This is a genomic window from Enterococcus sp. FR204, from assembly GCF_031143325.1.
Lineage (GTDB): Bacteria > Bacillota > Bacilli > Lactobacillales > Enterococcaceae > Enterococcus_B > Enterococcus_B faecium.
The window spans coordinates 1-26,269 of the sequence record NZ_JAKZIW010000031.1; the positions used below are offsets into that span (position 1 = coordinate 1).

23 protein-coding genes and 5 pseudogenes are annotated in these 26,269 nt (G+C 38.5%); 17 read left to right on the top strand and 11 right to left on the bottom strand.

All coding sequences use genetic code 11. The features are described 5' to 3' along the window. Positions 1-231: pseudogene (locus RG571_RS08170) on the bottom strand (hypothetical protein); the annotation flags it as partial. 790 nt (positions 232-1,021) lie between these two features. On the opposite strand from RG571_RS08170, the gene RG571_RS08175 reads away from it, so the two are divergent. Genes RG571_RS08175 through RG571_RS08185 form a run of 3 tightly spaced genes read left to right on the top strand, consistent with a single transcriptional unit; the run spans position 1,022 to position 5,200 of the window. Next, entirely contained in the window at positions 1,022-2,359 is a 1,338-nt protein-coding gene (locus RG571_RS08175) for a hypothetical protein (RefSeq protein WP_002289312.1), read from the top strand. 47 nt (positions 2,360-2,406) lie between these two features. Then, complete coding sequence (locus tag RG571_RS08180; RefSeq protein ID WP_002325231.1) at positions 2,407-4,536, top strand: hydantoinase/oxoprolinase family protein; 2,130 nt, start codon at positions 2,407-2,409, stop codon at positions 4,534-4,536. After that, entirely contained in the window at positions 4,511-5,200 is a 690-nt protein-coding gene (locus RG571_RS08185) for a hypothetical protein (RefSeq protein WP_002317098.1), read from the top strand. Before RG571_RS08180 ends, RG571_RS08185 begins: the two co-directional genes overlap by 26 nt. A gap of 310 nt (positions 5,201-5,510) precedes the next feature. On the opposite strand, the gene RG571_RS08190 is transcribed toward RG571_RS08185, so the two are convergent. The 4 genes from RG571_RS08190 to RG571_RS08205 form a co-directional block, all read right to left on the bottom strand. Then, the gene (locus RG571_RS08190) at positions 5,511-6,197 is read right to left on the bottom strand and encodes a GntR family transcriptional regulator (protein ID WP_002289316.1); all 687 of its coding nucleotides are present in this window, start codon (positions 6,195-6,197) and stop codon (positions 5,511-5,513) included. Between the two features lie 135 nt (positions 6,198-6,332). Continuing rightward, a complete protein-coding gene (locus tag RG571_RS08195) occupies positions 6,333-6,527 on the bottom strand; it encodes a hypothetical protein (protein ID WP_002377012.1) in 195 nt (64 codons plus the stop codon). Positions 6,528-6,576: 49 nt separating this feature from the next. Beyond that, entirely contained in the window at positions 6,577-7,017 is a 441-nt protein-coding gene (locus RG571_RS08200; RefSeq protein ID WP_002289317.1) for a thioesterase family protein, read from the bottom strand. Positions 7,018-7,020: 3 nt separating this feature from the next. Then, complete coding sequence (locus RG571_RS08205; protein ID WP_002339501.1) at positions 7,021-7,866, bottom strand: NAD(P)H-hydrate dehydratase; 846 nt, start codon at positions 7,864-7,866, stop codon at positions 7,021-7,023. Between the two features lie 148 nt (positions 7,867-8,014). On the opposite strand from RG571_RS08205, the gene pepV reads away from it, so the two are divergent. After that, entirely contained in the window at positions 8,015-9,433 is a 1,419-nt protein-coding gene (gene pepV / locus RG571_RS08210; protein ID WP_002294157.1) for a dipeptidase PepV, read from the top strand. Between the two features lie 56 nt (positions 9,434-9,489). On the opposite strand, the gene RG571_RS08215 is transcribed toward pepV, so the two are convergent. Further along, complete coding sequence (locus RG571_RS08215) at positions 9,490-10,437, bottom strand: glycosyltransferase family 2 protein (protein ID WP_002289860.1); 948 nt, start codon at positions 10,435-10,437, stop codon at positions 9,490-9,492. A gap of 222 nt (positions 10,438-10,659) precedes the next feature. Beyond that, positions 10,660-11,010: a PepSY domain-containing protein gene (locus RG571_RS08220; RefSeq protein WP_002339502.1), complete on the bottom strand. Its 351-nt coding sequence runs from the start codon at positions 11,008-11,010 to the stop codon at positions 10,660-10,662. Between the two features lie 199 nt (positions 11,011-11,209). Between RG571_RS08220 and pepA the strand changes: the two are divergent. The 4 genes and pseudogenes from pepA (at position 11,210) to ytpR (ending at position 14,048) form a co-directional block, all read left to right on the top strand. After that, positions 11,210-12,289: pseudogene (gene pepA / locus RG571_RS08225) on the top strand (glutamyl aminopeptidase). Between the two features lie 142 nt (positions 12,290-12,431). Continuing rightward, a complete protein-coding gene (locus tag RG571_RS08230) occupies positions 12,432-12,752 on the top strand; it encodes a thioredoxin family protein (protein ID WP_002339503.1) in 321 nt (106 codons plus the stop codon). Positions 12,753-12,773: 21 nt separating this feature from the next. Continuing rightward, on the top strand, positions 12,774-13,238 hold the full coding sequence (locus RG571_RS08235) for a universal stress protein (RefSeq protein WP_002339504.1): 465 nt from the start codon (positions 12,774-12,776) through the stop codon (positions 13,236-13,238). Between the two features lie 204 nt (positions 13,239-13,442). After that, on the top strand, positions 13,443-14,048 hold the full coding sequence (ytpR, locus tag RG571_RS08240; RefSeq protein WP_002294153.1) for a YtpR family tRNA-binding protein: 606 nt from the start codon (positions 13,443-13,445) through the stop codon (positions 14,046-14,048). Between the two features lie 164 nt (positions 14,049-14,212). Here ytpR and RG571_RS08245 read toward each other — a convergent pair whose 3' ends face one another. Beyond that, entirely contained in the window at positions 14,213-15,502 is a 1,290-nt protein-coding gene (locus tag RG571_RS08245; protein WP_002331193.1) for a S1C family serine protease, read from the bottom strand. A 427-nt stretch (positions 15,503-15,929) separates the two neighbouring features. On the opposite strand from RG571_RS08245, the gene rlmH reads away from it, so the two are divergent. From rlmH to RG571_RS08270, 5 genes and pseudogenes are all read left to right on the top strand, one after another. Next, on the top strand, positions 15,930-16,409 hold the full coding sequence (gene rlmH / locus RG571_RS08250; RefSeq protein ID WP_002287841.1) for a 23S rRNA (pseudouridine(1915)-N(3))-methyltransferase RlmH: 480 nt from the start codon (positions 15,930-15,932) through the stop codon (positions 16,407-16,409). A 405-nt stretch (positions 16,410-16,814) separates the two neighbouring features. Continuing rightward, positions 16,815-18,080 (top strand): serine/threonine transporter SstT, encoded by a 1,266-nt coding sequence (gene sstT, locus RG571_RS08255; protein ID WP_308947616.1) that lies wholly within the window; start codon positions 16,815-16,817, stop codon positions 18,078-18,080. A gap of 506 nt (positions 18,081-18,586) precedes the next feature. Further along, a complete protein-coding gene (locus tag RG571_RS08260; protein ID WP_002342301.1) occupies positions 18,587-19,051 on the top strand; it encodes a PTS sugar transporter subunit IIA in 465 nt (154 codons plus the stop codon). Beyond that, complete coding sequence (locus RG571_RS08265) at positions 19,044-19,340, top strand: PTS sugar transporter subunit IIB (protein WP_002290091.1); 297 nt, start codon at positions 19,044-19,046, stop codon at positions 19,338-19,340. The genes RG571_RS08260 and RG571_RS08265 overlap by 8 nt, the downstream gene beginning before the upstream one ends. A gap of 20 nt (positions 19,341-19,360) precedes the next feature. Next, positions 19,361-19,981: pseudogene (locus RG571_RS08270) on the top strand (PTS transporter subunit IIC); the annotation flags it as partial. Here RG571_RS08270 and RG571_RS08275 read toward each other — a convergent pair. Beyond that, positions 19,975-20,835: pseudogene (locus RG571_RS08275) on the bottom strand (MATE family efflux transporter); the annotation flags it as partial. The pseudogenes RG571_RS08270 and RG571_RS08275 sit on opposite strands and share 7 nt — an antisense overlap. Before the next feature lie 281 nt (positions 20,836-21,116). On the opposite strand from RG571_RS08275, the pseudogene RG571_RS08280 reads away from it, so the two are divergent. The 4 genes and pseudogenes from RG571_RS08280 (at position 21,117) to RG571_RS08295 (ending at position 24,112) form a co-directional block, all read left to right on the top strand. Then, positions 21,117-21,785 (top strand): annotated as a pseudogene (locus tag RG571_RS08280) (2,3-diphosphoglycerate-dependent phosphoglycerate mutase). Positions 21,786-21,887: 102 nt separating this feature from the next. Beyond that, complete coding sequence (locus RG571_RS08285; protein WP_002290085.1) at positions 21,888-22,154, top strand: ACT domain-containing protein; 267 nt, start codon at positions 21,888-21,890, stop codon at positions 22,152-22,154. Between the two features lie 14 nt (positions 22,155-22,168). Continuing rightward, a complete protein-coding gene (locus RG571_RS08290) occupies positions 22,169-23,512 on the top strand; it encodes a PFL family protein (RefSeq protein ID WP_002290081.1) in 1,344 nt (447 codons plus the stop codon). Between the two features lie 18 nt (positions 23,513-23,530). Further along, the gene (locus RG571_RS08295) at positions 23,531-24,112 is read left to right on the top strand and encodes a transposase (protein ID WP_053108640.1); all 582 of its coding nucleotides are present in this window, start codon (positions 23,531-23,533) and stop codon (positions 24,110-24,112) included. A gap of 5 nt (positions 24,113-24,117) precedes the next feature. Here the strand turns inward: RG571_RS08295 and RG571_RS08300 are convergent, their stop codons facing one another. After that, positions 24,118-24,924 (bottom strand): hypothetical protein, encoded by an 807-nt coding sequence (locus RG571_RS08300; RefSeq protein ID WP_281696655.1) that lies wholly within the window; start codon positions 24,922-24,924, stop codon positions 24,118-24,120. After that, a partial coding sequence (locus RG571_RS08305) for an AAA family ATPase (RefSeq protein WP_308947615.1) occupies positions 24,908-26,269 on the bottom strand: 1,362 nt, incomplete at its 5' end. The genes RG571_RS08300 and RG571_RS08305, both read right to left, overlap by 17 nt.

Sequence of the window (26,269 nt, forward strand, 5' to 3'; positions counted from 1 at the left end):
TAATATTAAGCTATTTAAAGAATTTAGCGACATGTGACGGTTACTTAATACATAATTAAATTTCAGAGAGGGTGTAGATAAGTTATTGAACTCTTCCTTATTGGCATCTTCTCCTAAATTATTAACTATCTCTTTATACAATTCAGATTCATTGATAAGTGATATATATGATTCAACATAAGTCAGCTTGTGACTTGCTAAGGGCTCAATAACTTCCTCCAAGAAAAACATCCTTCCTATATTAGAAATATATGTACATAAATTAATTATATCACTAATCACATGGAAAAATACACTCCACAAATAAATCTAAAAGATAATTTTCGGGATTTCTTTACTTAAAAACTTCAAGTTGAAACGAATTAGTTATAAAATTTACCGTTTCGGTATTTAAGGTGTAAATGGTCATGGTAAAACAGAGAGAAAAAACGTTCACACTTATAATTTACAGAAGGAGTGATTACTTAATGTCCCAAATTACTCGAGAGACTAAAAATGGATTGATGAACTATAGGCGCTTAGTACGCGTCTTACAGGTTGTTCGTATTCTCTTGATGAAGGTTGTGTATCGTGTATCGAAGAAAGTTTCATGAACGAAGCAACAGAGCTGCAGTTTGCGGTTGAATGTTGGTTACAGAATCTGCTTGAATTTAGGAAACGCCCAAAATGGTTAGTCCTAAAGTAGCGCTTGCCGGTATTAGAATGTAGCTGAGGGCAAAAATGCGCTGTCCACAGAAATGCGGTGAGCAGTACATCGCTATGGTTTTAACTCATAAAGAAAAAGAGCAACCCTCAATACACATAAGTATGCTCTTTGTTTCCTCTTTTTTGTTTACAATCCTCCATCAAATGAAACAGGACAATAACGTATAAGTCTAAAATAGCATAATTAAGGTTTTTTAATTGAAAACTGAACATTTATGGTCATCCTTTAATGAAAGCGCTAACTACATAAGTTAGAATGAGTTTGACTGATATATTAGTTTGCTTATCAGAAAAACAAAATGGACGGAGGAATAACATGAGTGATATTATTATTGGTATTTTGTTAGTTATCTCATTCTTTTTCATGGTCTGGTACTGTGTAAAAGGCTACAACTTGATGGTCGGCTTTGCCATCATGGCTACTGTATGGATGGGATTAGCGCTAGTCGGAAACACGTTTTCACCAAACCCGGCTATGGAAGGGCAAGGAGTAATTGATGTGTTGACGCATATCTATACGACGGGGCCAGCTGAGTACGCCAAATCGATCTTGGTAAATGTCTTCTTTGGTGCCTTTTTCGGGCGTGTTCTAGTAGATAGCGGAATCGCAGCTACCCTGATTCGAAAGGTAGTTGAACTTGGAGGGGACAAGCCAAGAATCACGATGAGCTTACTATGTATTGTAACCGCTGTTATATTCATGTCGATGACAGGAATCGGACCAGTGATTTCTATTGCAGTTATTGTGTTGCCGATCTTGATGTCATTAGGTATTTCAGTACCGGTTGCACTGTTCTCATTTATGGGCTCGATTATGGCTGGAATCTTTGCTAATATCGTCAATTTCAAACAATATCAAACGATTTATGCTGGTTTCAATCCAGCGGCTGAAAGCTATACTTATAATGACTATTTCCAAATTGGTATGATTGGGATGATTGTAAGCTTAGTTGTGGTACTAACGGTCGCTAATATATCAATGAACAAAAAGAAACGCTATGCAATGGCAGCAAACGTACCAGCTGAAGGTGGCGACGCACCAATGATCTCATGGTTAGCCGTATTATTACCAGTTTTAGGGGTCGTTCTTTTAGATCTTCCAATCATCTTAGGTTTTATTCTAGCAGGTATCTGGGCATTGCTGTTTACTGGAAAATTGCGCGGAGGTTATAAAGAAATCTGTCGTCAGTTTGCGAAATTATTTACAGATGGCGCAGTCGATGTTGCACCAATGGTTGGTTTCTTGATGACCTTAGCGATGTTCAATAATTCAGCTGCGTATGCTTCTCCTTATTTTTCAGCTATTTTTGGAGATTGGATACCGCAATCACCATTAGTCTTGGCAATCGTATTTGCTATATTGACACCACTAGGATTTTTCCGCGGTCCAATGAATCTAGTCGGTTCAGGCTCAGCTATTTTAGCTGTCGTGTTAGCTGTTAATCCAACGATGTCGCCAGCCTTTTTGTTCCCGTTATTTGCAATCACAACGATTGCTCCTCAGCATTTAGATATTACACAATCTTGGGTTGCTTGGGGATTAGGTTATACAAAAGTAACTTCTCGAGAATATATGAAGAAATCCATCCCAACTGGTTGGATCATCGGAGCGATCTTATGCCTGATCACGTTCTTATTGTACGGGAACGCCTAGTAAACAAAACGTCGATAAAAACGATTAGATGAATGGAGGAAAAGAAAATGAAACGTTTTGTGCGAATGGGAATTGATGTTGGCGGTACACATACGAAAGCAGTCGCAATCGATAATGCGACGCACGAAATCATCGGAAAATCTTCAGTGAAAACAACCCACGATGATGTCCGTGGAGTAGCCGCAGGTGTCGTTCAGTCTTTTCAAAATTGTTTGCGGGAAAATAATATCAGTCCAGAAGATGTTGTGTTTGTTGCACATTCTACCACACAAGCGACTAATGCACTGATTGAAGGAGACGTAGCAAAAGTCGGCGTAATCGGGATGGCAAAAGGTGGATTAGAAGGTTTTTTAGCAAAACGACAAACTAGATTGAACGATATCGATTTAGGGAATAAGAAAAAAATAGAGATTGTCAATGCATTCTTACCTGTCAAACACTTAAATGTAGACCGTGTTTCAGAAACGATTTCTTCTTTAGAAAGAGAAAGAGCGGAGGTCTTGGTTTCTTCTATGGCATTTGGAGTAGATAATGGGGAACCAGAACGAGTTGTTTATGAAGCAGCATCTGTGAAAGCGATCCCTACAACGATGGCTTCTGACATCACAAAATTATATGGATTGACAAGAAGAACTCGGACAGCAGCAATCAATGCATCTATTTTACCAAAAATGCTAGATACGGCAACCTCTACAGAAGATTCCGTACGAGAAGCAGGGGTCAATGTTTCTTTGATGATTATGCGCGGAGACGGCGGAGTAATGGAAATCAATGAAATGAAAAAACGACCTGTTTTAACCATGCTTTCCGGTCCAGCAGCATCAGTCATGGGCTCTTTGATGTACTTGAGAGCGTCTAATGGTGTTTATTTTGAAGTAGGCGGAACAACAACCAATATCGGAGTCATAAAAAATGGACGTCCAGCAATCGATTATTCAATTGTAGGTGGCCACCCAACATATATCTCTTCATTAGATGTTCGGGTTCTAGGTGTGGCAGGCGGTTCGATGGTACGGGCTAATCAGTCAGGAATCATCGATGTCGGTCCACGTTCTGCACATATTGCCGGTCTAGATTATGCAGTATTTACGGAGACAGAAAAAATCAAAGGTCCTAAGGTTGAATTTTTCTCTCCTAAAGAAGGAGACCCTGCTGATTACGTCAAGGTAGTGATGGAAGACGGAGAAGAAGTGACTATTACAAATACATGTGCAGCCAATGTCCTTGGATTAGTGCAAGAAGAACATTTTTCTTATGGAAATGTCCCATCTGCACGAAAAGCCATACAGGCATTAGCAGACTATTGTCATACGACGGTTGAAGACATCGCAGAGCAGATCATGGAAAAATCCTATGCTAAGATTGAACCGGTGATTTTAGAATTGGCAGACAAGTATCACTTGGAGAAAGATCAGATTTCTCTTGTAGGTGTAGGGGGCGGCGCTGCCTCATTGATTACTTACTTTAGTAATAAAATGGGTGTGAAATATTCGATTCCTGAAAACGCCGAAGTGATTTCTTCTATTGGTGTAGCACTTGCAATGGTCCGAGATGTTGTAGAACGTATCATCCCTTCGCCAAGTAAAGAAGATATACGATCGTTGAAAAATGAAGCGATGAATAAAGCGATTGAATCAGGCGCTACACCAGAATCGATCGAAGTCCACGTAGAAATCGATCCACAGACTTCAAAAGTAACGGCTATCGCTACTGGTTCTACGGAAGTGAAAGCAACCGATCTAACCAAGGAGATCACAACAGAAGAAGCACTAGAGCTTGCTGCAGAGGATATGCGATTAAATAAAAATGAAGTTTGCTTATTGGAAAATACACCTTTCTTTTATGTATGCGGCGAACAGAATCGTTCAAAAAATGCTGGAAGTCTTCGGATCATCGATCAAAAAGGATTTATCAAGGTCCAACGTGGACATGCTTCATGTATGAAAACAACTGCAGCCAATTATATGACAGCTGTCGAACAACTTTGGGAAGATATGGCAGTTTATCAAACTGAATTGATTGCCCGACCAGAATTTTATCTCTGCTTAGGAGCAAGAGTCTCTGATTTTACAGCGACGGATCTGGAACAACTACAGCTTTTGATGGATCTGGAAGTATCTACTATGGAACCGGAGGAAGAAGTGATCGTCGTTGCCGGAAATATCAAACAAACATAAGTTAGAAGAGTTACTAAACGAATTACAACAGATCCCCGAAGAAATTTGGGGATTCTACCAGTTTCGGCGAGATTTATTTTGGAAAAAGATTCCTTTGTCCAAGCAGAAAATTCTTATACAAAAATCAATCGATTGTGGTATCGAAACGGCATGTAGCATCAAAAAAAAGTACCCTTTTGCCGATGTAGGAGAAATTTGTGAACAAATGGCTGTTCCAATCGTTTCCTGTGAATCAGAGCAAATAAACGAACGAATCACTTTTGCAACTTATGCAGAAGATGAAGGGATCCGATTGATGACGGAGCCGTTAGAAAAATTAAAATGTTCAGGACTAGCTTCGATCTCTAAAGAAACAGCGCAAGCTTTGATTATTGGACATGAACTATTTCACCACATCGAAGCTTCTGTTAAGGGAATTTATACGCAAAGCGAAAAAATTGTGCTGTGGCGGTTGCCTTTTTATACACATCAATCAAACATTCGTGCATTGAGCGAGATAGCAGCGATAAGTTTTTCAAAAGAGATGAATCAAAGCGATTTTTCGCCTTATGTATTAGAGGCAGTCTTACTTTGGCCATATAATGAAATTCGTAGCCAAGGGATCTTAGAAGAAATAAAAGAAATAGAAAAAAGATGTACGGAGTATGATTTAGATTACAAATAAAGAGACTGTGACAAAAGTCGTGTCACAGTCCTTTTTTTCCGAATAAACGGTGTTCTCCTGTCAACTCCTCGGTCACAAGTCAAAATATTCAACAAACATGAGAAGCTGTTTTTTGAAATTGTTCCTTGTGACTCGGAGATGAACGGCAGGCTCACGACCTCTTGGAAAACGGTGTTCAAAAGCTTGCATCTGCGGTAATAAGTCCAGCCAAGTTAAAAACATAAGAAGCTATTTTTACTTGGCTGTTCTTATTACTTGATGCAGGGCAGCTTTTTCACAACCTCTCAATAAACGCTGATTCCAAAACCTCTTATTTGATGGGTCTGTCCTGAATATCTTCAAAATAATCGGGGTAATTATGAATCACGTATTCTTGCTCCTCGATAATCATATGTAAATGCATCGTGCAAAGAAATCCGACTTCATCAAAGTTATGATCAATCATTGATTGAAGCATTGTCTGATGTTCATCTAATACTCGACCCCAGTCTAATTCTGAAATCGTCAAACGTAACCATCTGAAACGGTTCAAGTGCGTACTATAACTTTCTAGCCAATCCCAAATTTCTCGTTTTCCAGCAATTTCATAACAAGTTCGGTGAAAATCAGTATCCAAATCAAAAAAAGCTTTTTTATTTTGAGCGATCACTGCCTGATCGGTTTGTTCTAGTATTTTTTCTAGTTTAGCTTGATCTTGCTTGGTCATTTTCGCACTGCATTCTTGCAGGATCGGTTTTTCCAACTTTTCCCGCGTATAACGGGCTAATGAAGCAGATCGGATATCGATTTTTGAAACATAAGTGCCGGACTGTGGAATGGTTTTTACAAGCTCTTGATTGCGCAATTGGATCAGTGCTTCTCGAATCGGTGTACGCCCGATAGCTAGTTGTTCTTCTAACACTTTATCGGAGATTTTACTTCCAGGTGCTAACTCGGAATAAATGATTTGTTTACGTATAGATTCATAAGCTTGCTGTTGCAAATTATTGATAACCATTTAACCTTCCTTTCTATGCAGATATAATCTATTATAACATAAATCGCTTACAAATCGTGTGGGCATAAAAACACAGTCTGCAAAAAAAGCCCTGATAGGCATGCCTATTAGAGCCTCGAAAAGAAAAATATTGAATCAATCTGGTCGTACCTCTTGGATCGATTTGACACGACCGCCGATTCTTTTAGCAAAAGCTTCGGATTCTTTTTTGTCTTTGAAAATGAGCAGATTGTCTAAGTTTTTTTCCCGAGTGCGACAGCCAGTTTTATCGATGTAACCGTGCATTACTTTAACGACATACATGGGGATCACCTGCTTTTTTCTTTTCATTATACGAACTACTCGACACAATACAAGAAAAATGCTTAGACGGTCTTTATTAAGAATTTACATCATCCAAAGAAGCGTACGCTTGGAATAACTGATCTAACTCCGGATTGACTTTGCTCAGCTTCACTAATCGCTGCGAATCAGAAAGTAAAAAACAGTGTTTACTACTGCCAGTAGTTTTTAATTTTTTGTCTTCAGTTCCCACAATTTCGTAGCTAAAATCCAACCGTGTCCCCGTATACTTTTGGATAGTTGGATGGATGCTCACTTTTTCTCCGTAATGGATCATTTCTTTATAGCTGCAATTTACTTCCAGAACGGGGATGATGATCCCAGATTCTTCGATTTTTTTATAGGGAAACCCTAGATGTACCAATAAGGCTACCCGAGCCTCTTCAAACCAGCGGATATAATTGCTGTGATGAATAATCCCCATTTGATCTGTTTCATAATAAAAAGGTTCTCGCACATAACCTGTAAATTTCTCCATGACTCATGCCTCGTTTTCCATTGATTTTTTACAAAAATAATTCATCCACTTCGGAAGTGCTTCGCTGATTTGTGTCGGCAAAACAATATATTGTTCTTTTGCCAGCTGGTCTCCAATGAAACTATGAAGATAAACAGCTGCTGCAATCGTTTGGTCATTTTGAGGAAACTGGGCTAAAAATCCTGTGATCATCCCAGCTAAAGTGTCACCCATGCCGCCTGTTGCCATAGCAGCAGAACCTAAAGGATTGGTGTAGAAGTGCTGGTGACCATAAATTTTTGTCTCATGACTTTTCAAAACGAGCACAGCACCGATTTCCTGTTGCTTCTTTTTGTTTTCTTTATCCCGTTGTTCTTGTATCGGTAGAGAACTCAACCGTTGCCACTCCATTTGATGAGGTGTAAGTACAGTTTGTTCGGGATAGGGTAGCAAAAGATGATTAGCAGCAAGTAAACTTAAAGCAGAGCCATCAATCACCAGCCATTGTTCTTTTGATTGGTTTTCTAGTACTTGTTTGAAACGTTCCAAACTCTTAGAAGAAGTACCCAATCCGGGACCAATCAAGAGTACATCTGCTTGCTTTATTACGGAAAGAAACTGGTCAGTATCCGTCCAATCTACAATCATTGCTTCTGGCAAATGACTGTGAAGAGCACTCCGATTTTTTTCATCAGTTACTACAGTCGTGAGACCCGCTCCAGTGTGTACGGCAGCTAAAGCACTCATAATGATTGCTCCGCCATATTGTTCATTGCCGCCAATCAAAACGATACGTCCAAATGTTCCTTTATGTGAAATTTTTGGACGAGGTGTGATGACTCTTTTCACTAGTTGTTCGTTTATCAGCATCGAAAAACCTCCTTTTACTCATTATAGCGTATATTTTTTTTAGAGAAAAACAGATAAGAAAAGGAATTGTCAGATTTTTTGAACTATTTTTTTCTGTAATTTGTGGTATCATGAACACGAAGACTTAAATAAGTGGAGGATTAACTTTATGACAATTGATTGGCAAAAAGAAGTAGAAGCACGTAAAGAAGACTTGCTTGAAGACTTGAAAAATCTTTTACGTGTCAACAGCGAGCGCGATGACTCAAAAGTAACACCAGATGCACCATTTGGACCTGGACCTCGCGACGCATTGAAACATATGTTAGCTTATGGCGAACGTGATGGTTTTAAAGTAAAAAATGTCGATAACTATGCAGGGCATATTGATCTTGGCGAAGGAGACGAAACGCTAGGGATATTTGGACACATGGATGTCGTTCCTGCAGGAGATGGCTGGGACACAGATCCTTATGAACCAGTAATCAAGGATGGAAAGATCTTTGCACGCGGATCAAGCGATGACAAAGGTCCAAGTATGGCAGCTTACTATGCGATGAAGATCATTAAAGAACTTGACTTGAAACTATCAAAAAAAGTTCGCTTCGTAGTCGGCAGCGATGAAGAAAGCGGCTGGGGCGATATGGCTTATTATTTCGAACATGAAGAAGAACCAGATTTTGGTTTCTCACCAGATGCTGAATTCCCAATCATCAATGGTGAAAAAGGAAATGTTTCTTTAGCTTTACGCTTCAAAGGCGACAATGCAGGAGATTATGTCTTGAAATCTTTTGTTTCCGGACTTCGCGAAAATATGGTGCCAGGAACAGCAACTGCAGCACTTCAAGTACCAAGTGCAGATGCAGCTATCGCGATGGAAGAAGCATTTTACCAATTCATCGAAGCAAATCCAGTAAGCGGAACGATTGAAGCGGACAATACGTATGTAAAAATCGAATTAGTTGGTAAAGGCGCACATGGTGCAAGCCCACAATCTGGTATCAATGCAGGTTCTTTCTTGGCATTGTTCTTAGATAACTATGAATTCCTAGGATCTGCTAAACAATTTATCCATGTAGCAGCTGCTTATGTCCATGAAGATTTTTATGGAGAAAAACTAGGAGTCGCTTATGAAGATGAAAAAATGGGCAAATTGACAATGAATGCTGGACTATTTGCTTTTGAAGAAAATGGTACAGAGGAAGCGAACTTCATCAATATGAATTTCCGTTTTCCAAAAGGTGTAACAGTAGACGGATTGCAAAGTGACATCGAACAAACAGTGGGGCAAGAAGGCGCAACAGTTACTCGAGGTGCTCGCGTAATGGAACCACATTACGTACCAATGGATGATCCATTGGTGGCTACATTATTGCAAGTCTATGAAGACCACACTGGAGAAAAAGGCTACGAACAAATCATCGGTGGCGGAACTTACGGACGTTTGTTGAAACGTGGCGTTGCTTATGGAGCGATGTTCCCAGGATATACTGATACAATGCATCAAGCAAACGAATTTATGAGTCTTGATGACTTGTTCAGAGCAACAGCAATCTATGCAGATGCCATCTATCGTTTGGCGAAATAATTAATTAAAAAGAGGATCAAGAATTGCAAATTATTTTTGCAGTCTTGATCCTTTTTTTACTTTCTACTGTGGTATTCATGATAAACATGATATAGATTCAATTCATATTCTTTCTTAGCGTTCGTGACGACTGTGTCCAAAATCAACCCTGTTACTAATGAAAGAAGTGCTAAAGTCATCAATCCAGTACTTAAAATCGCAGAAGGGATGCGTGTAATAAAGCTTGTCAGCATATATTCGCGAATCACAGGAATCCCCGTGACCAATCCAAATAAAAAGAAGAAGATGGTCCAAATCCCAAAGAAAAGCAAAGGCTTATAATCTTTAAACATTTTAATAATCATCATGATTACTTTGAATCCGTCAGAGAATGTATTCAATTTTGATTCGCTGCCTTCAGGACGATCACGATAATCGATTGGGATCTCAACGAACTTGAATTTTTTATCTAAAGCATGGATCGTCAATTCCGTTTCGATTTGAAAACCAGAACTCATAATAGGAAAACTTTTGACAAAGATACGATTGAATCCTCGATAGCCGGTCATGACATCAAGAATTTTTGTTTTATACATTCTAGTAATTGTATTTCTAACAAGGTTATTTCCAAAATCGTGGAAAGGTCTCTTATTCTCATCAAAGTAGGTTCCATTTGATAGGCGATCACCAATGACCATATCTGCTTCACCAGAACGTAATTTCTCGAGCAAACCATGTACAGCTTCTGCAGGATAAGTATCATCGCCATCTACCATTAAATAATAGTCGGCATCGATATCAAAGAACATTTGGCGGATCACATTTCCTTTTCCTTGACGAGGTTCTTTTTTTACGATTGCTCCACCTTGAACGGCCAATTCGTATGTTCGATCGGTCGAATTATTATCATAGACATAAATATCTGCTTCTGGTAATTCTCGTTTAAAGTCTGCAATGACTGTTGAAATTGTTGCTTCCTCATTGTAACAAGGAATCAGAACAGCAATTTTTTCTTGTTGTTCCATTTTTCACTCTCCTTAACTATAGAAAACAAAAGCTAAATTAAAAATACCTCATAATCAAAGGAAATGCTAGTTTTTCCCGCTAAATATCATTTATTTAAAAAGAAAATACTGGTATATATGTTTGGAAAGCTCTATCTAAAAAACCACCCACTACAAAAGAAGGACATGATACCTCTCTTTTGAATAGTGGGTGCGTATTCGTTCTCTCACTTTTTTGACGTATTAATCTGTTGCACCTTTTTTTCTTGAAATTTCTAATACGGTTCCTGTATGAGCATCTGCTAAAAATTCATAATAAACAGTTTCGCCATCTTCTATTCGAGAAAGACCTCCCCGATAAGCACTCGACCGAACGGCGAATTTCCTAATAGGTTCCTTTTCAAAAGAGATCCAAGAACCTTCGATTGCACCTTCTTTTAGAAAAGATGACTTGATATTTTCAAGTACTTGGTCTGCTGACAATACTTTTTTGCGATGATACCAAATCGTTGAAGCTACCCCGCTCAATAATCCTAGACCGATTCCAACTGCTAACCCGCCTTTAAAATATCTTAGTTCGCTTTCTTCATACATGTGGACATACCTCCTTCTTCTCACTTGTTACTCCTTGTGCTTATTTTACCACACTCTCATATTTTCTTTGAAATAAATAACCGCTACCAGAAAAAATAAGCTATAATAAATACGATCGGTCTGCAGAAAAAATCATATTTTATCCGCAGATCAATATAAGTCTGAGAGGAGTTTAGTCTGAAATTTAGACGAATAGCATATGGAAGAAAAAACATTTCAACGAATCAAAGAGTTAACAGAATTACAAGGAACAAGCGGTTTTGAACAAGATGTTCGCGCTTATATGGAAAGTTATATGGAACCGCTGGTAGATGAGTTACAGTTAGATGGTTTGGGCGGCATTTTTGGTCTGCGCCATCATGAAGAAGCGGATGCACCCCGTGTAATGGTCGCAGCACATATGGATGAAGTCTGATTCATGCTGACACAAATCCAAGAAAACGGGCTTTTTAAAGTCGTACCTCTAGGCGGCTGGAATCCTTACGTTGTTTCTGCTCAGCGTTTTACACTTAAAACCTCTACTGGTAAGAATTATCCATGTATTTCTTCTTCCGTTCCCCCACATTTATTGCGAGGAACAAGCGGACAAAAATCAGTAGAAGTAACCGATATTTTGTTCGATGCTGGGTTTGAATCAAGAGAAGAGGCAATGAGTTACGGTGTCCTTCCAGGAGACACAATCGTTCCTTACGCTGAAACGATCAAAACAGCCAACGGAAAGAATATTATCAGTAAATCATGGGACAACCGCTATGGCTGTACAATGGTATTAGAAGCTTTAGAAGCGTTACAAAATGAAACATTAGGTCATACATTGATTGCAGGCGCGAATGTCCAGGAAGAAGTAGGCTTGCGTGGTTCTAAAGCTTCTGTCAATAAATTCAAGCCAGATCTGTTCTTTGCAGTAGACTGCTCTGCAGCAGATGACACAGTGACGAAAAATGGCACATTCGGACATTTAGGAGAAGGTACATTGATGCGTATCCAAGATCCAGGTTTGATCATGCTTCCTCGTTTGCGCGAGTACTTGCTGGATATCGCTGAAACAAACAATATCCCTTATCAATACTTTGTTTCAAAAGGCGGTACAGATGCAGGTGCTGCTCATACACAAAACGAAGGAATCCCAAGTACAGTGATTGGCGTAGTGGGACGTTATATCCATACGCATCAAACGATGTTCAGTATTCGCGATTTTGAAGCTGCACGAGAAATGTTGATTCAAACACTGAAAGGTTTGGATAAATCAACAGTGAATACGATCGTATACGGAAAATAATGCGATAGTGAAACTATAAAATCTGGCAAAAGATTGCTTTTGCCAGATTTTTTTTATAAAAAGAGGATCAATGTTTGTTAGTTCGAAAGAAAGGTGTATAATTTAATTGAAAAATACATAAACAGAAAGTAGAGGACAAAGAATGATTATCCCAAATAGTTTAGAAGAATTAGCAGGCTACGTAGAAACTGGAAAGAGTGTATTTTTCTTTACTGCCGGCTGGTGCGGAGACTGCCGTTTTATCAAACCGCAAATGCCTGAAATTGAAAATGACTTTTCTGATTGGCAATTTGTTGAAGTAGACCGTGACAAGTACATAGATGTAGCCGCTGAATGGAACATTTTTGGTATCCCAAGTTTTGTCGTGATCCAAGACGGAAAAGAATTAGGTCGTCTAGTGAATAAAGATCGTAAAACAAAACAGGAAATCGAATCGTTCCTAGAAAGTGTAACAAAAGGCTGACATCTGTTAGGAGGGGTCAAGATGAATCAAGAATATAAGAATATTTTAGTAGGTATCGACGGTAGTGAACAAGCACTTGCTGCTTTCAAAAAAGCGGTAGAAGTGGCTCGCCGTAATAATGGGAAAGTATATGTAGCAAACGTAATCGATCAGCAATTTTATAACTTTATGGGCTATGCACCTATTGATCAAAATCTAGTCGATCAGCAAACTGAAACAGCCAAGGAAATGGTCGAAGAATGTAAAGAATATGGGAAATCTGTTGATTACACAAATATAGAAGGAATTATTGCATATGGTTCTGTTCGTGAATCCATGGCAGTCAAATTGCCAAAAAAATATGAGATCGATCTAATCATGGTTGGGCAGTCAGGTCTAAATGCAGTCGAACGCTTTATGACAGGAAGTGTAGCCAGCTACGTGATACGTCATTCACCTTGTGATGTCTTGATCGTTTATGACGAAGAAGAACAGCCAAGTAATTAAGCAAGTGGAACTTGTACGACCTTTTTAATCAATTAACTAAAACAGTAAAGGGACTGTGACAAAAGTCTTGTCACAGTCCCTTGTTACGAATAAATGGTGTTCCAGAAGAGGCTTCTTCGGAAATAAAGCATGAAAAAAATCTCATGCAGTGAATGCAATTTTTTGTTAAGATAAATCTCAGCAAAGGATAATGGAGGAAAGAACATGATTTTTGCTTATAACAAAGCACACGTCGGAGACACCTTGATGGTTATTATAGCCGACGATAAAGGAACAGAAAACACCGTTGAACGCAAATGGAATGTTGCTCGGATCAAAGATGAACAAGGTCAAGTTGTTGCTTGGAACTTTTTCCATATCTCCGATCATCTAACAATCGAAGGGAACGGCCAAGTAAGCTTAACAGATGAGGAATTAGCGAAATTGAATCGATTGATCAAAGAAGCAGGATTCGAAGAACAGCTTGAAGCTGATCATGAACCGAAGATCGTTGTCGGGTACGTAAAAACATGCGTCCCACATCCTGATTCTGACCATTTATCGATTACTGAGACAGAAGTAGACAATGGTACAGTATTGCAAATCGTTTGCGGTGCACCCAATATCGAAGCTGGACAAAAAGTTGTCGTTGCAAAACCAGGAGCTATGATGCCAGATGGAATGATGATCTGGCCAGGAACTTTACGAGGGGTAGATAGCTATGGAATGATCTGTTCCGCTCGTGAATTGCATTTGCCAAATGCTCCAGCAAAAAAAGGAATCTTAGTATTGCCTGAGGATGCCGTAGTCGGAGAAGCATTTCCAAAATAAAGAGGTTGTGAGTCTGCCGTTTCACTCTGAGTCACAAGGAGCAATTTCAAAAAACAGCTTCTCATGTTTGTTGGATCTTGTGACTTGTGACCGAGGAGTTGGCAAGAAAAATATAGTTTATAAAAAAGAGGTTGTGACAAGTCTTTGTCACAACCTCTTTTTTATTAATTTTCACTATTTTGATTTTGTTTTAATGCCGATTGATCGATCGTCAATTCAACAGTAGTTGTTTTTTCTTTCGAGCCTTCATAGTAAGTGATTTTGACAGAATCTCCCACTTTTTTCTTATACAAAGCAGATTGAAGTTCTACACCAGAAGAAACTTCTTTGTCATCGATCTTAGTAATGACGTCGTATTGTTTCAATCCAGCTTTTTCAGCCGGTGTAGCTGTTTGGACATTTGTCACGATGACACCGTTAGTTACAGATGAAGGAATCTTCAAGATTTGTTCTTGTTGCTGAGTAGAGACAGCAGATAAGTCGACCATTGTGATACCTAGAGCTGGACGTGTCACTTTTCCGTCTTTTTCCAGTTGATTGATGATATTCACTACATCGTTACTTGGAATAGCAAATCCCATTCCTTCTACGCTTACATTAGAAGTAGATTCAGAAGTACTTGCGATCTTACTTGAGTTGATACCGATAACTTGTCCTTCGATATTAACTAAAGGACCACCAGAATTTCCAGGGTTGATTGCTGCATCTGTTTGGATCGCATTGATATTGACTGTTTCGTTCGATTCATTCGTACTTGTCACTTGTCGGTTCAAGGAAGAAATGATTCCTGAAGTGACAGAATTTGCATATTCAGATCCTAGTGGGGAACCAATCGCAATCGCAGGCTCACCAACCTTCAGAGCACTTGAGTCACCAAAAGAGGCAACTGTTTCGACTTTGTCTGAATTGATCTTCAACACCGCTAAATCTGAATAAGCATCTGTTCCAACTAATTCAGCTTTTACCTTCGTACCGTCTTTCATCAAGACTTCAAGACCTTGCTGGCCATCTACTACGTGATTATTCGTGACTACATAAGCAGTATTCCCGTCTTTTTTGTAGATCACGCCGCTTCCTTCACTATAAGCTTCCAAATTACTATCATCTGAGCTGCTACTTTCTTCTTGCTGCCCGAATAGTTCGCCAAAACCGCTTGATTGGTTTTGACTTTGTAAGTTGATAACAGAAACGACAGCGTCTTGAACTTTATCTACCGCTTTGGTGATATCAGAATCTACATTGACTTTGACATTTTCCACAACTGTTTCACCGGCAGAATTCTGATTGCCGCTTGTAGTAGTAGAACTATTGTTGCCAGTGCCCATCGCTGCATAAAAAATGCCAGCTGTCAGTAGTCCTCCAACGATCCCTCCAACAAGCCCCAGACCTAACTTACGCCAGAGGCTATTATTTTTACTTTTTTTCATCTTTGGTGTCACATTTTTTCTATCCATGTGTTCCTCCTCCAATTACATTCATTTATCTACTGTTAGTATAGTCTTATTTGTTGACTTTTGTCTACTTTGAGACTGTGAACTTTTTATGAAAAACTTTAGGAAAAATCATTGTTTTCAGATGAAAATATTTGATTTTCTTTTTCCACAGATACTGTGTAAAACTACGCGGATAGGATTGGAAAAATAAGGGATAAAACATATCCACAGCCTGTGTATAAAGTGGATAAATTCTTATAAAACGTATGTTTGCCTAATGAATGTGATGAAATAAGGTAAAATAACACTGTTTTCTGTGGATAAACCTGTGGATGTTGTGCATAACTGTTGGGGAAATCTTTTTAACAAAAATAGCCAAAATAAACATATAGACGAAAAAATTGATTATAATAAACAAAGTGAGCATGAAGACCAAAGGAGAGAAAACATGAATATCAAAATTATCTCAGTAGGAAAATTAAAAGAAAAATACCTGATCCAAGGTATCAATGAGTATGTCAAACGGCTGAATGCCTATGCAAAAATCGAATTGATCGAAGTTCCAGACGAAAAAGCCCCGGAGAATTTAAGCGAAGCGCAAATGAGACAAGTAAAAGAAAAAGAAGGGGAACGGATCTTAGCGAAAATCAAAGAACAAGAATACGTCTATGCCTTAGCAATTGAAGGGAAAAATCCTACAAGTGAATCTTTTGCTAAACAAATCGACCAATTAGGTATCCAAGGAAAAAGCCACCTTGTTTTTGTTATCGGCGGCTCTTTAGGACTCAGCGAAGCCGTCATGAAAAGAAGCAATGCTCAGATCTCTTTTGGAAAAATGACGTATCCACATCAATTGATGCGTCTGATCCTTGTCGAGCAAATCTACCGTGCCTTCCGGATCAATGCGGGGGCTCCGTATCATAAATGAGGATTTTTTTGACAGTACAATGTTGTTGTAATGAGAGATGAGTAATAATGAAATAACACAAAATTAAAAATGCCCTTTGTACCCGTAGTGTTTCAGTAACAGAAAAAATCATTCAAAAAATGGATTTATTGAAAGTCTACAAGAACAAGACTACTGATGAATTCCGCCTAGAATCTAATCTATTCTTTATTTCAAATCAATAAATCATCATTTCGTTAATTTGTTCCCCACGAACGTGGGAAAAAAGTAAGAAACACTTTTGTCTTATTCTTTAAAAACGAATAAACGGTGGGAGCAGAAGCAACTCCTTCTTATTTCTCGGATTTAAACGCTTCTGTCCGATCCTCTTTAATAGTTTGAATTTTTAGAAAGTTTATCTTTTATTTCTATTTTAGAGATGTTAAAATGATGGTTAAACTATATAGGGGTGATTATTTGTTAGATAAGTTTTTGGATATGTCTTTAGTTCAACGAATTAGTTGCGGTATCATAGTTGGTATTATAGTTGGTATTTTTTTACCCTCATGGACGTTTATCACCATATTGGGGACTGTATTTGTCAGTTGCTTAAAAGCCATTGCTCCTCTCTTGGTATTTTTTCTGACGGCAGCTTCGATTGCAAAACATAAAGTTGGGAATGAAACCTATGTCAAACCTATTTTATTTTTATACTTAGGTGGAACCTTTCTCTCTGCGCTAGTTGCAGTAGTCGTTAGTTCGATTTTTACGATCCCAATCACTTTGCAAGAACAGGTCTCTGAAAAGGCGCCACAAAATATCGGCAATGTCTTATCTACGATGTTGACTAACGTGACACAAAACCCGATCCAAGCAATCATTGAATCAAATTATCTAGGCGTTTTGTTCTGGGCTGTCTTGTTAGGGCTGGCTTTGCGTAGTCGTACGGAAACAACTAAAGAAGTCGTGGATCAAGTTTCTGTAGCCTTGTCACACGTAGTGCAGCTGATCATTGCGTTTGCACCGATCGGTATCCTGGGATTAGTTTATCAATCGATCTCAACGACAGGGTTGTCTGGCTTAGCAGAATATCTTCAACTAGTTCTGGTATTAGTAGGAACCATGTTATTTGTCGCTTTAGTTGTTTATCCACTTCTGACTTTCTTATTTATCAAAGAAAATCCCTATCCATTGATTTTCTTTTGCTTAAAAGAAAGTGCGGTTCCCGCCTTCTTTACACGTAGTTCAGCAGCCAACATTCCTATCAATATGATGTTAGCCGAACGATTGAAATTAACGAAGGAATCCTATGCGATCTCGATTCCGTTGGGAGCGACCATCAATATGGGGGGCGCTGCTGTAACGATTACCGTGATGACATTGACGACGGTACAAACATTAGGGATCGAAGCGTCCTTTGCTTCAAAATTGATCCTTAGTCTGTTGGCAGCCGTTGCTGCTTGTGGAGCTTCAGGCGTTGCGGGAGGTTCGTTGCTATTGATTCCTTTGGCTTGTAGCTTATTCGGTATTTCGAATGAGATTGCGATGCAAGTTGTAGGGATAGGATTTATTATCGGTGTGATCCAAGATTCGGTAGAAACAGCTTTGAACTCTTCTAGTGATCTGTTATTCACAGCGATTGGGGAATTAAGCGCGCGGAAACGTAACGGAGAAGCAATCTCCTTAAAAGATTCCTTAAGTGAATCAAACTGATTGCGAATGGGTGATCATTTTTCGATGATTGGTTTTCTGAAGTGATGATTGACCGAAAATAAAAAGCTTTTATCCTAACTTCAAGTATAGGGTAAAGGTTTTTTTATTTTGAATTTATGTAGAATCAAAATGAGCGTGGGATAAAAGTAAGAAACACTTTTGTCTCATTCTTTAAAAATGAATAAACGGCGGGGGTAGAAGCAACTCCTTCTTAAATAAGCCGAAATTCACAAAAATTTGAAAAATAATTTTCGTGAATTTCGGCTTATTTCTCAGAGTGAAGTACTTCTGCCCCAGCCTTATTTTGGTTCGTTTTTTCTTTGAGAGAAGGCTATTTTTTTATGGGGCAAACGCTCTTGGCACAGAAAATAAGAATAAATTCCCATTAGAGCACGCTTTTTGTTTTTTCACTATAAAAAAGTGAACCCAGTTTATATTGTCAAGTAAGGCGGAGGAACTTATAGTATAGACGTGCACAAGTAATAAATGAAATAGAGGCGAAATAAGTGTTAAGTAAAGTAATCAAAGATGAATATATTCAACTAGATGTTCAGGCAAATAACTTTGAAGAAGCAATAAGAAAAGCTTTGCAACCTTTCTTAGAAGCAGATGTAGTAACTGAAAAATATGTCGAAACAATTTTGAAGATTTACGAAGAGACCGGTCCATATATCGTTATTACTGAAAATATTGCTTTACCTCATGCAACGGTGGAAAGTGGAGCAAAAGATGTAGCTATTGGATTTATGCGATTGAAGAACCCAGTTACTTCAGGTCATCGTACCAATGATCCAGTTAAATATCTTTTTCCATTAAGCGCCAAGAATAACCAAGCGCATATTGAATTGCTATCAGAATTGGCAAATTTATTAGGAAATCCAGATTTTCTAAAATTTATCAAAGTCGTTTCATCTAAAGAAGAATTTAAAAACTATATTGAAAAAGCAGAAGGAGAGAATAACCATGAATAGTCATAAAGCTTTAGTAGCTTGCCGTGCAGGAGTAGGATCAAGTTTGATGCTAAAGATCAAAGTCAATGAAGTTGTTAAAGAAAATAACTTTCCATTAGAAGTAGAACATTCATCTTTAGATGGTGTGCCAGGTTTTCAAGGAGATATGATCATTACTTTGCCTGATGTTGCGAATGAATTAATAGAAAAAAATTTACCACAGAAGATTGTTGGCATTGCGAATATTGTGGATAAAAATGAAATTAAGACAAAACTTGAAGAAGCATTTATTGAGTTAGAAAAACAGTAGTTAGAAAGGAAGGCTGCAAAATGGATTTTATTATTAGCTTCTTAAGTACGCCCGCAGTACTATTAGGGCTTGTGGCTATGATAGGCTTATTGGCACAAAAAAAGTCTGGAACAGAAGTCTTGACTGGAACCTCCAAGACAATTATTGGCTTTTTGATCTTTAGTGCAGGTGGCACGATCATGACAGGGGCTTTGCAGAACTTTAATACGTTGTTCCAAACCGGATTTCATATCAAAGGAGTTGTTGCTTCTCCTGAAGCAGCGACAGCATTAGCACAGACAGAATTTGCATTTGTTACGAGTAGTACGTTGATTTTGGGATTTATCATGAACTTAGTAATTGCTAGGATCACTCCTTTCAAAAATATCTTTTTTACGACTGGTCATAGTTTGTTCTTTGCGTGTGTGTTATCTTTGATTTTGAAAGCGCATAACTTCACAGATGTAGCCGCAATAATCGTTGGTGGATTATTACTTGGCTTCTTCTCTGCAGCATTGCCTCAATTATGTCAGCCCTTCATGCGTAAGATTACAGGAAGTGATGCAACTGCTATTGGCCATTTTAATATGGTTGGCTATGCACTGTCTGGTTATATTGGCAAGCTATTTAGTAAATATAAAGACCGCACAACCGAAGACATCATTGGCTGAGTGGCAAATTGGTCGATCCTTCCCGCGGCAGCTTGAGCCGCTACGACATCTGTTCCCAAACTATTTAGAGCAGACTGCAATACCACCGCTCCAATAGCGATGATGGATGATTGGAAAGCCATAGGCAAGCCCGCATTTAAATGAGTGAAAATAGTGTCTTTATCTATTTTGAAATCACTTTTAGAGACTTGCAGCAACGGGATTTTCCGTTTGATATAGATGACACACATCAAACTTGCGGAAATTTGCGCGATAACTGTCGCATACCCAGCCCCAGCGATCCCCATGTGGAAATTGATAATAAACACCAAATCCAAAATCACATTGATGATCACAGCGAAAATCAAAAAGAACAAAGGTGTTCGGCTATCTCCTAGCGCTCGAATCATATTTGAAAGAAGATTGAACGCCATTGAGGCAAACATACCGCCTAAGATCACGGAGATAAATTCCTGTGCTTGTTGGATAATATCCGGCGGTGTCTGCATCAGCAATAATAACGGACGTAAAAATACTAAACTCAAAACAGTCAAAATAGCAGTTACTGTGAAACTAATTATAATAGCAACAGCAAAACTTTTCTTTACACCGCGAAAATCCTGAGCGCCGAAACGTTGCGCCGTGATGATAGATAATCCAGCGGTCAAACCTTGAGCAAAACCAATGATCAAAAATGTGATACTTCCTGTCGCGCCGACTGCTGCCAATGCCTCTTTACCGATCGTTTGCCCAACAATGATCATATCTACCATATTATAGAACTGTTGGAAAATATTCCCCACGAGTAATGGAATGGTAAATAAAAAAATCAACTTTGCTGGGGTGTCTGTAGTTAGGTCTCTCATGATAACTCCTCAATTTTTTTCAGAATATTTGCAAATTACATATTACCATAGTTTAATAGAACCACAAATAGCTGATTTATACAAAAAATACAGCAAAAAAAGAGCAATTTGTTAATGCTTACAAAAAAGATGCTTGATAGCATAAACTCAGTTCTTTAGATTTTTTAAAATCAATTGGTACAGCTTTAAGAAAATTTTATGAAAAAGATGAAAAAGATGTCAACTGCAAATGACATTTCTCAAAGAAACTGGGATAATAAAGGAAGAGAGGTGGAAGACATATGGATGTAGTACTGATGCGGCACGGGGAAAGTGAAGCAAATTTTGAAAATTATTGGACGGGATGGCTGGATGTTTCTCTGACAGAAAAAGGATAGGAACAGGCTCGTAAGGCAGGGGAAAAAATCAAAAACGCGCAGATCGAGTTTGACGCTGCATTTACGTCAGTATTGAAGCGGGCATCATTGACTTGCCAGATCATCTTAGAAGAAAGCGATCAGTTATGGATACCGACATTTAAAACCTGGCGTCTGAACGAGCGGCATTATGGCGCTTTAGTAGGGAAAAATAAGGATGAAATGGCACGAGAATTCGGGGCAGATCAAGTCAAACGCTGGCGTCGAGATTATTATGAAATGCCTCCATTAGTAGAAGAAAACCATTTTGATCGCCGTTACGCACAATTGGCAGATCAAGACATTCCTCATGGAGAAAATCTGCAAATGACGGTCCAGCGGGTCGCGCCATTATGGCAAGACGAGATCGCGCCGCTGTTGGGTTCGGGTAAGAATGTTTTGATTACCGGACATGGCAACAGTCTGCGGGCACTGGTGAAATATTTGGAGGATGTACCGGAAGACCAAATGGATACCATTGATATTCCCAATGCGCAGCCGATCCACTACCGCTTTGATAAGAACTTGCAGATCGTCAATAAATCGATCCTCTAAAGACGAATATTGGCTGAAGGAAATAGCCCTTTGTTTCAGAATTTTTCATAAAACTATCATAAATTATGGTATACTATTGAAAAAATTGGAGGAATAAGAATAATGAAAGCTATTTTAACGGTGGTCGGGAAGGACAAGGTTGGGATCATTGCCGGTGTCAGCCAGAAGTTGGCAGAATTGAATATCAATATTCTAGATGTATCTCAAACGATCATGGAAGATTATTTTACCATGATGATGATGTTGCAAATGCAACCAGAGGCTGATTTAGAAGCGATCAAGCAAGCATTGAGTCAAGTTGAAAACACGTTGGGCGTCAAAATCAGCATTCAAAATGAAGAGATCTTCAATGCGATGCATAAACTATAATTCGGAGGGAAATGATGGAAACAAAACAAATACTTGAAACGATCCGGATGGTAGAAGAAGAAAATCTTGATATCCGGACGATCACAATGGGTATTTCATTGTTGGACTGTATCGATGCCAGCACAGAAAAGACTTGCCAAAATATCTATAATAAAATCACCAGCAAAGCGAAAAATCTTGTAAAAGTCGGTGACGAGATCGCCAGTGAATTTGGGATCCCCATCATCAACAAGCGGATCTCGGTAACGCCGATCGCAATCGTTGCTTCCGCAAGCGGCGGGCAAGACTGTGTTGCTTTTGCGCGAGTTTTGGACAAAGCCGCAAAAGCGGTGGGGATCAATTTTATCGGCGGGTATAGCGCATTAGTTGAAAAAGGCTATCAAGGAGCGGACCTGTCCTTGATCCAATCGATTCCGGAAGCCTTGGCAGAAACAGAATTTGTCTGTTCTTCTGTCAATATTGGTTCGACACGGGCAGGGATCAATATGGACGCTGTCAAATTGATGGGTGAAACCATCAAACAAACCGCCGAAGCTTCAGATATGGGCTGTGCGAAGTTGGTAGTCTTTGCGAATGCGGTGGAAGACAATCCTTTCATGGCGGGAGCATTCCACGGGGTCGGTGAAGCAGATTGCGAGATCAATGTCGGTGTCAGCGGACCGGGCGTAGTAAAACGCGCTCTGGAAAAGGTCAAAGGCGAATCTTTCGATGTGGTTGCTGAAACAGTTAAGAAGACGGCATTTAAAATCACGCGGATGGGACAATTAGTCGGTCAAATCGCTTCTGAGCGATTGCACGTACCCTTTGGTATTGTGGATCTGTCATTAGCTCCTACTCCGGCAGTTGGTGATAGTGTCGCGTTGATCTTGGAAGAAATGGGCTTGGAATCTGTCGGCACACACGGTACAACGGCCGCACTGGCTTTATTGAACGATGCTGTGAAAAAAGGCGGCGTGATGGCCTGCAACCATGTGGGAGGCTTATCAGGCGCATTCATTCCGGTTTCTGAAGATGCAGGTATGATCAAAGCCGTAGAAGAAGGCTATCTGAATCTGGAGAAATTAGAAGCGATGACCGCCATTTGTTCAGTGGGTCTGGACATGATCGCGATCCCAGGAGATACACCAGCGGAGACGATTGCGGCGATGATCGCTGATGAAGCTGCGATCGGTGTCATCAATCATAAAACAACGGCGGTGCGGATCATCCCCGCTAAAGATAAAAAAGTCGGCGATTCTGTCGAATTCGGCGGTTTGCTGGGGACTGCTCCAGTCATGCGGACGAATTCGGCGAAATCGACGGACTTTATCCAACGAGGCGGGCGGATCCCGGCACCAATCCATTCATTTAAAAATTAGGAAGATAGTGAGAAAATAATGTTTGATTCATATATATGGGATTTTGACGGGACGTTGTTCGATACGTATCCGATCATGCTTGACAGCATGATGAAAGCTTTAGAAGATCGGCAAGTAGTTGCTGATCCAAAAGCTGTTTATCGATTATTGAAAGAAAAATCTTCAAAAGCATTGACTGAAAAATATCATTTGGACTTTCGAGAATTCTCAGATGATTTCCATCAATACGAAACGCTTGATACACGCCAACCTGTCACATTTGATCATGTGTATGACACATTGACGCAATTGAAACAACAAGGATCTAAACATTATATCTTGACTCATCGTACGATCGCTTCGACTCGCGAATTGTTAGTAAAAGAAGGAATGTTAGAATTTTTTGAAGAAAACGCTAGGCGCCTGGCACTCATCTTCCTCCCTCCCTACAGCCCTCAGTTGAACCTAATGGAAGGCGTTTGGAAGTGGCTCAAGGAATCGGTCATCAACAATGTTTTTTTTGACCACCTCCAGAAAATCAAACAGTCGGTCCGCGGTTTCTTAGCCGATGTAAACGAGCGTCCCCTTGAGGTGATTGACCGACTGTGCGTGCGGATGTAAAGTATTTAATTCAACCTATATAGAAGTGAAAAATTTTTAAAATAAGATAAGATAAATTTGATCCATTGATTTTCAATAATATCATATTTTATTATGCGGCTAGGTGTATATAGTAGCCCACGTTTTTCTGGATGGATTTGCAACTGTGAAATAGTTTTTTGATCCACTAAATTTTTGCTTCCAATTGGTTTCCAGTTATATCGTTTGTCAATTCTATATTTTGCTTCTTTTTTTAAACTTTCAAGAGAAACCATTGCTTGAGGTATATTGTTCTCAAACTCTAATATTCGTTGAAAAAGTTGATCGTTCATTAGATAATTTGAAGTAGTAATTTCACGACGAGAAGTTTTTTTAGGAATAAAAGTTCTAGCAAGACCGCCAACCATTTTTTCAATTTCGATTTTCATTTTTTCCCATTCTGGTGTACCTAAATCTTTAAGTATTATTTCAAATCGAGAATAAAAGATAGTTTCACCGATTTTAACGTAAAGAGTATAATAACCTGGAATAAGAGGTACTGTTTTACCTTGATCCCTATTATAAATGATTATATTATCATCACTTGGAATATAGCAAATATCTCCATTTTCCTCTTTTACTTGATTTTCAATCAAATAATCATCTAATTCTGGTATATATAGTTTTGCTTGTTTGTCTATACTGTTAAATGTAAAGCTTAGATTAGAAAATTCTTTTACCTTAACCGGTGTATACTCTAATAACGATGCCTCATCTTGAAAAAATAAAAGTTCATATTCTTGTTCTCCACTTTTATAACCAAAGTTTAATTTCAGACTAAAGGGTAAATCCATGTAAATTCAACTCCCTAGCTTTTTGCAAAAGAATTTTTTTAGTATATTTAAAATCTGAAGACTCAGGATATTCATTAATTATTTGTTCAAATTCACCCACTTGTTTTAAATCATTCTCATTCCATTTACCAACTAATTCTGATAATTGTTCATCAGAACCTCTGATTTTACTTAATACTCTCTGTACAAGCTGAATATCAATAGCTTCTTTTCTTGATAAGTCATTTTGCACTGGAAGATTTTTTAAATATTCATCAATTTGTTTTAATATCCTCCAACCGATACCGATATTTTTGTCTTTAGAATTAATTGCTAAATGGAGTTTCCAAAACATTTCTTTTTCTTTCTGGGTCAAACCATTAGTAGGGTTAGAGTTTTTAAAATTTTTGAAATCATCATATTTAAGTTGATTACGTTTCTTTTGATCTGATTGAATATAGTCATTTACTTCACTAATTTCATGGAATGGTACTAACTCAAGTGAAATAATGTTTGATCTATCCAAAACTTTATCTGAGAATTGATGAGTAGATTCATCTGTATTTATTGTTCCTACAAATAATATGTTTTGTCCTACTTCAATTGTAGAAGGATAGGTTGAAGAGTTATATAATTTATTTTCTAGATCTTCGTTATACAGTTTGATTTTCCTAGTATTTGGCTCCATTTCTAAAACTGAAAGAAATTGGGAGAAATAATGTTCAACACGAGCTAAATTCATCTCATCAAAACAAACCATGTAAATATTTTCTTTGTGTCTTGATGCTTCTAATAGTGCATCAATTAGACCGCTATCTCCTGGACGATAGACAGAATTTACAGTATCAGCATAGCCCAATAAATCAGAATCATCCTCCCAAAAGGGTCTCACAGAAATAAACTTTATTTGTGTATCTGATAATTGAAGTGCTTTTGCATAGGATGTTACTAATTGTGATTTACCGGTACCACTTAGTCCAGCTAATACCACCAAACTATCACCCAACATAGCAGTATGAAAATTCCATAAGTCTCGTTTTGAGTAATGTAATTTACTACGAATTGTGAGCTGATTAAATCTTTCTATAAATTCATTCTGTTCAGAGAAGTGATCATTTTGTTGAATAGCGTGTTTATCTTCTAACTCAGATATATCTATTTGCGTTTGTTCAGTAATAATTGAACTTACTGGAGATATTTTGGAATCAGAGATATTTTCTATGCCTTCGTTAATATCTTTTTTAGTTTCTATAATTTTTTGAAGTAATAGATAGGGCACAAAAATTATATCTTTTGTTTGATTTATAAAATCATCGTAACCTACATAGTTTTTACTACCTTCATCAATAAACTTTTTGTAAAAATT

Bases quoted from the DNA above. Each gene is read 5' to 3' on its own strand.
- RG571_RS08175 (WP_002289312.1), top strand. From the start codon at position 1,022: ATGAGTGATATTATTATTGGTATTTTGTTAGTTATCTCATTCTTTTTC.
- RG571_RS08180 (WP_002325231.1), top strand. From the start codon at position 2,407: ATGAAACGTTTTGTGCGAATGGGAATTGATGTTGGCGGTACACATACG.
- RG571_RS08190 (WP_002289316.1), bottom strand. From the start codon at position 6,197: ATGGTTATCAATAATTTGCAACAGCAAGCTTATGAATCTATACGTAAA.
- RG571_RS08195 (WP_002377012.1), bottom strand. From the start codon at position 6,527: ATGAAAAGAAAAAAGCAGGTGATCCCCATGTATGTCGTTAAAGTAATG.
- RG571_RS08200 (WP_002289317.1), bottom strand. From the start codon at position 7,017: ATGGAGAAATTTACAGGTTATGTGCGAGAACCTTTTTATTATGAAACA.
- RG571_RS08205 (WP_002339501.1), bottom strand. From the start codon at position 7,866: ATGCTGATAAACGAACAACTAGTGAAAAGAGTCATCACACCTCGTCCA.
- pepV (WP_002294157.1), top strand. From the start codon at position 8,015: ATGACAATTGATTGGCAAAAAGAAGTAGAAGCACGTAAAGAAGACTTG.
- RG571_RS08215 (WP_002289860.1), bottom strand. From the start codon at position 10,437: ATGGAACAACAAGAAAAAATTGCTGTTCTGATTCCTTGTTACAATGAG.
- RG571_RS08220 (WP_002339502.1), bottom strand. From the start codon at position 11,010: ATGTATGAAGAAAGCGAACTAAGATATTTTAAAGGCGGGTTAGCAGTT.
- RG571_RS08230 (WP_002339503.1), top strand. From the start codon at position 12,432: ATGATTATCCCAAATAGTTTAGAAGAATTAGCAGGCTACGTAGAAACT.
- RG571_RS08235 (WP_002339504.1), top strand. From the start codon at position 12,774: ATGAATCAAGAATATAAGAATATTTTAGTAGGTATCGACGGTAGTGAA.
- ytpR (WP_002294153.1), top strand. From the start codon at position 13,443: ATGATTTTTGCTTATAACAAAGCACACGTCGGAGACACCTTGATGGTT.
- RG571_RS08245 (WP_002331193.1), bottom strand. From the start codon at position 15,502: ATGGATAGAAAAAATGTGACACCAAAGATGAAAAAAAGTAAAAATAAT.
- rlmH (WP_002287841.1), top strand. From the start codon at position 15,930: ATGAATATCAAAATTATCTCAGTAGGAAAATTAAAAGAAAAATACCTG.
- sstT (WP_308947616.1), top strand. From the start codon at position 16,815: ATGATGGTTAAACTATATAGGGGTGATTATTTGTTAGATAAGTTTTTG.
- RG571_RS08265 (WP_002290091.1), top strand. From the start codon at position 19,044: ATGAATAGTCATAAAGCTTTAGTAGCTTGCCGTGCAGGAGTAGGATCA.
- RG571_RS08285 (WP_002290085.1), top strand. From the start codon at position 21,888: ATGAAAGCTATTTTAACGGTGGTCGGGAAGGACAAGGTTGGGATCATT.
- RG571_RS08290 (WP_002290081.1), top strand. From the start codon at position 22,169: ATGGAAACAAAACAAATACTTGAAACGATCCGGATGGTAGAAGAAGAA.
- RG571_RS08295 (WP_053108640.1), top strand. From the start codon at position 23,531: ATGTTTGATTCATATATATGGGATTTTGACGGGACGTTGTTCGATACG.
- RG571_RS08300 (WP_281696655.1), bottom strand. From the start codon at position 24,924: ATGGATTTACCCTTTAGTCTGAAATTAAACTTTGGTTATAAAAGTGGA.